Annotated in this window: 6 protein-coding genes and 1 pseudogene; 5 read left to right on the forward strand and 2 right to left on the reverse strand. The window is 75.4% G+C overall.

All coding sequences use genetic code 11. The features are described 5' to 3' along the window. A pseudogene (locus tag I4I78_RS30690) lies at nt 1–345 on the reverse strand (hypothetical protein); the annotation flags it as partial. Nucleotides 346–618: 273 nt separating this feature from the next. On the opposite strand from I4I78_RS30690, the gene I4I78_RS30695 reads away from it, so the two are divergent. The 3 genes from I4I78_RS30695 to I4I78_RS30705 are packed head-to-tail and all read left to right on the forward strand — an operon-like array spanning nt 619 to nt 2,790. Further along, a complete protein-coding gene (locus tag I4I78_RS30695; RefSeq protein WP_308252455.1) occupies nt 619–1,491 on the forward strand; it encodes an A/G-specific adenine glycosylase in 873 nt (290 codons plus the stop codon). 4 nt (nt 1,492–1,495) lie between these two features. After that, nucleotides 1,496–1,999, forward strand: a complete 504-nt coding sequence (locus I4I78_RS30700; RefSeq protein WP_218615008.1) for a 2'-5' RNA ligase family protein — start codon at nt 1,496–1,498, stop codon at nt 1,997–1,999. 50 nt (nt 2,000–2,049) lie between these two features. Beyond that, nucleotides 2,050–2,790 carry a Clp protease N-terminal domain-containing protein gene (locus I4I78_RS30705; RefSeq protein WP_218615009.1) on the forward strand — a complete coding sequence of 247 codons (741 nt, stop codon included), beginning with the start codon at nt 2,050–2,052 and terminating at the stop codon, nt 2,788–2,790. 23 nt (nt 2,791–2,813) lie between these two features. Here the strand turns inward: I4I78_RS30705 and I4I78_RS30710 are convergent, their stop codons facing one another. Then, nucleotides 2,814–3,659, reverse strand: coding sequence for an alpha/beta hydrolase (locus I4I78_RS30710; protein WP_308252456.1), 846 nt, complete (start codon nt 3,657–3,659; stop codon nt 2,814–2,816). Between the two features lie 17 nt (nt 3,660–3,676). Here I4I78_RS30710 and I4I78_RS30715 point away from each other — a divergent pair, with 17 nt between their 5' ends. Further along, nucleotides 3,677–3,997 carry an antibiotic biosynthesis monooxygenase gene (locus tag I4I78_RS30715; protein WP_218615010.1) on the forward strand — a complete coding sequence of 107 codons (321 nt, stop codon included), beginning with the start codon at nt 3,677–3,679 and terminating at the stop codon, nt 3,995–3,997. A 17-nt stretch (nt 3,998–4,014) separates the two neighbouring features. Further along, nucleotides 4,015–4,403: Sir2 family NAD-dependent protein deacetylase (locus I4I78_RS30720; protein ID WP_308252457.1), on the forward strand; the 389-nt coding region annotated here is incomplete at its 3' end.

Genomic DNA, 4,403 nt, shown 5'->3' on the forward strand with positions numbered 1-4,403 from the left:
AGCACCGGCGAGGACGCCGGGCGTACCGGGAGCGGCAGGGGTCACCGACGCGGGGGACGTCGGTGGGGCCGGATCGACCGGCCCGGAAGCGCTGGTTCCGGCGGCGGGGACACCGCCGGGCTGCTCGGCGGCGGGGACACCGCCGGGCGGCGGGCCCGCGGAGGCCTGCGGGTCCTGCTGTGCGAACTGTGCGGTGCGGTCGGTGGCGGAGTCGTCGGTCGGTGGCAGGATCAGCGTCGTCGCGAGCCAGAGCACCCCGAACAGGCCGAGCAGGGCTGCACCGACCGCCAGCATCCGCCGACGCCAGTACACCGACGCCGGTAGCGGTCCTACCGGGTCCATCACGTGACAGACGGTAGATCGTCCATTACGGATAGTCGCGACGACGCACCGCGGCCCGCGGCGTTGCCGCAGGTCCACCCGTCCGATCGACACCGGCCGTCCCGTCCGTGTCGCACGGCGCCCCGACGAACGCACCGCCACCGTCGGTCACCTGCACGAACACCGTCCCCGCTGTCCGGTTCACGCTCCGGTGCCCCGGGCGCACACGCACGGTCGCGCCACGGACGGCGCGGGCCCGGACGCCGCTCGACCGGGCCCGCCCGGGAGAATGACGCGGTGTCGTCCGCGCTTGCCGATCTGGTCCTGCCGTGGTTCCGCGCCGAGGCGCGGGACCTGCCGTGGAGGCGCCCGGAGACGACACCGTGGGGCGTGCTCGTCAGCGAGTTCATGCTGCAGCAGACGCCGGTGAACCGCGTCGAACCGATCTGGGACGCGTGGATGCGGCGCTGGCCGCGTCCCTCCGACCTGGCCGCGGCGCCGCGCGCGGACGTGCTGCGGGCCTGGGGCAAGCTCGGCTACCCGCGCCGGGCGATCCGGCTGCACGACGCCGCGGCGGCGATCGCCGGACAGCACGGCGACGAGGTCCCCTCCGACGTCGACGCGCTCGAGGCGCTGCCCGGCGTCGGCTCCTACACCGCCCGCGCCGTCGCCGCGTTCGGGTACGGGCTGCGCGCGCCGGTGGTGGACACGAACGTCCGGCGGGTGGTGGCCCGCGCGGTGCACGGGTCCGGGGACGCCGGACCGGCCCGGGTGCGCGCCGACCTCGCCGACGTCGACGCCCTGCTGCCTCCCGACGACGACTCCGCGGCCGTCGTCTCGGCCGGGCTGATGGAGCTCGGCGCCGTCGTCTGCACCGCGCGGACGCCGCGCTGCGGGCTCTGCCCGGCCTCGTCGGTCTGCGCATGGGTGGCGGCCGGGCGACCGGCCTACGACGGCCCGCGCAGGCCCGCGCAGCGCTTCGCCGGGACCGACCGCCAGGTCCGCGGCAAGCTGCTCGACGTCCTGCGCGACTCCCCCGGGCCGGTGCCGCGCACGTCCCTCGACGCCGTCTGGTCCGACGCCGGGCAGCGCGACCGCTGCCTGGACTCGCTGCTGGTCGACGGGCTGTGCGAGCAGACCGACGACGGCCGCTTCGCGCTGCCGGCCTGAGCGCGTGCCGCACCACGTCCGCTTCCGGCTCGACGACGACGCCGTCGCCGCGCTGGGGTCGTTGCGCGCGCGGGTGCGGGACGCCGGCATCGACGCGCCGAGCCCCGGCGGGGACGCACGCCCCGACGTCACGGTGGCCGCGGCGGCGACCGTCCCCCGCGCGACGCGGGACGCGCTGGTCGCCGAGCTGCGACTCGTCGCGCTGCCCGCGCTGTGGCTGGCCACGCTCGGCTCGGTGACCGGCGACGACGAACGCCTGGTGCTGGCCGCGGTCACCGACCCGGAGGTCCTGGCCGTGCACACCGCCGTGCACGACGTGCTGGCCGGACGGGTGCGCTCGCCTTCCGCCGCGCACCTGCCGGGTTCCTGGCTGCCGCACGTCGTGCTGGCCCGTTCCCGGCCGGCGGAGGCGTTCGCGCTGCTGCACCCGGTGCGGCCGGTGCGCGCCCGGATCACCGCCGTCGAGCTGCACGACACCCGCACCGGCGAGACCGACGCCCTGGCGTGATCGTCTACTCGTGGTTGACGATCGAGCAATCGTCAACCTATGGTGGACGCATGACACCAACTCCTATGGCCGACCCGGTACGGCTCGGCGACCTCATCGACGGCATCCGGCAGGTCCACACCGAGCCGCTCGACCAGCTCAGCGACGCGATGCTCGCGGCCGAGCACCTCGGCGACGTGGCCGATCACCTGATCGGGCACTTCGTCGACCAGGCCCGGCGCTCCGGCGCGTCCTGGACCGACATCGGCCGCTGCATGGGCGTCACGAAGCAGGCGGCGCAGAAGAGGTTCGTGCCCAAGGACCCGGTCGAGGTGGCCGACCTCGACCCGAACGACGGCTTCAAGCGGTTCACCCCGCGGGCGCGCAGCGTCGTGGTGGGCTCGCAGAACCACGCGCACGCGGCGGGCAACGCCGAGATCGGCACCGTGCACCTGGGCCTGGGGCTCCTCGACGACGCCGAGAACTCGCTGGCCGGGGCAGTGTTCCGGGCCCTGGACGTGTCGGTGGAGACGGCGCGGCGGACGCTGACCGCGGCGGTGCCCGCCTCGACCGGGCCCTCGCCCGCGCTCATCCCGTTCGACGCCGCGGCCAAGAAGGCACTGGAGCTGACCTTCCGCGAGGCACTGCGGCTGGGGCACAACTACGTCGGGACGGAGCACATCCTGCTGGCGTTGCTCGAGCAGGAGGACGGGAAGGGCCCGCTGACCGGGCTCGGCCTGGACCGGGCCGCGGCCGACGAGCAGGTCCGCATCAAGGTCGCCGAGATCCAGGCCGGCACCGCGACGTCCTGACGGGGCGGGCCCGCCGGCGTCGGTCAGGTCCGCGCGAGCAGCGCGTGCACGGCGTCCAGGTAGGCCGCCGGCGCGGCCGCGTGCACGAGGTGGCCCGTCCCCTCGATCCTCAGGTGCCGGGCGCCGGGGATCCGTGCCGCCACGGTGGCGAGCTGCCCGGGCGGCACGATCGACTGCCCGGCCTCGACCAGCAGCACCGGGATCCCGGACGCGGCGAGCGAGTCGACCGCGTCCCAGTGCGCGGTCCGGCTCCAGTGCGCGGCGATCGTCGTCGCGTCGGAGACGTCGGTGAGCAGGTGGTAGCCGTCGGCGCGCTCGGTCACGCACTCGGCCATGTAGTCCCCGGCCTCCGGGTAGGGATGGCCGAACGCCTCCCGCACGGCGGCCAGCGAGGGCTGCGGCTGCGGGATCGCGGAGAACCAGGCGTGCATGTCGTCGACGGTGTGCGCGGGCATGCCGGTCAGGTCGACGGCCATGTCCTCGACGACCAGGGCACGGACCAGGTCCGGGCGCGCGGCGGCGGCGAGCAGCGCGTGCAGCCCGCCCATCGAGTGCCCGACGAGCGCGACCGGCCCCCGCTCCTCGATCGAGCCCGGCCCCCCGGCGAGCACGAGCCCCTCGATCAGCTCCAGGACGTCGGCGGCCATCCGCTCCGGGTCCCACGCCCCGTCCGGCGGGCGGTCGGAGCGGCCGTGCCCGCGGGCGTCGAGGCCCAGGACGCGGCCGTGCCGGGTGAGCTCGCGCGCGATCGGCCACCACGTCGTCGCCCGCCCCATCAGCCCGTGCAGCAGCACGACCGGGCGTCCCTGCCCGCCGAACTCGACGACCTCCAGCGCCACCCCGTCCGAGCTCCGCACCGTCCGCCGCACGCGGCTAGCGTAGGGGCATGGCTGTTGTGAAGATCAATGCGATCGAGGTCCCCGAGGGTCAGGGCGTGGAGCTGGAGCGCCGGTTCGCGAACCGGATGGGCGCGGTGGACGGCCAGCCCGGGTTCATCTCGTTCCAGATGCTGCGCCCGGTCTCCGGGGACGACCGGTACTTCATCGTCACCCACTGGGAGTCCGACGAGGCGTTCCAGAACTGGATGAAGGGCGACGCCGTCGAGGCGCACTCCGGCGAGCGGGCGCGCCCGGTCGGGACCGGGTCGTCGGTGCTGGAGTTCGAGGTCGTCGACCTCGAGGCGATCGCGGCCCGGACGGACTCCTGACCGCCGCGGCCGACCCGGTGCCGGCGCAGGACCTGGACGCCGCGGCCGGGCTTCTGCGGTCCGCGGACGCGCTGCTGATCTGCGCCGGCGCCGGGATGGGGGTGGACTCCGGGCTGCCCGACTTCCGCGGCCACGAGGGGTTCTGGCGCGCCTACCCGGCCTACCGCGGGCTCGGCCTGGGTTTCCAGGACCTGGCCGGGCCGGTGCACTTCGTCGACGACCCGCCGCTGGCCTGGGGGTTCTACGGGCACCGGATGTCGCTCTACCGGACGACGGTCCCGCACGACGGGTTCGAGGTGCTGCTGCGCTGGTCGCGGCGGTGGCCCACGCGGGTGTTCACCTCCAACGTGGACGGGCAGTTCCAGCGCGCCGGGTTCCCCGCCGACGACGTCGCCGAGGTGCACGG

Source organism: Pseudonocardia sp. KRD291 (genome assembly GCF_019263595.1).
GTDB lineage: Bacteria > Actinomycetota > Actinomycetes > Mycobacteriales > Pseudonocardiaceae > Pseudonocardia.

Excerpts from the sequence above, each read along its gene's own strand:
- I4I78_RS30705 (WP_218615009.1), top strand. The coding sequence starts at position 2,050 with ATGACACCAACTCCTATGGCCGACCCGGTACGGCTCGGCGACCTCATC.
- I4I78_RS30715 (WP_218615010.1), top strand. The coding sequence starts at position 3,677 with ATGGCTGTTGTGAAGATCAATGCGATCGAGGTCCCCGAGGGTCAGGGC.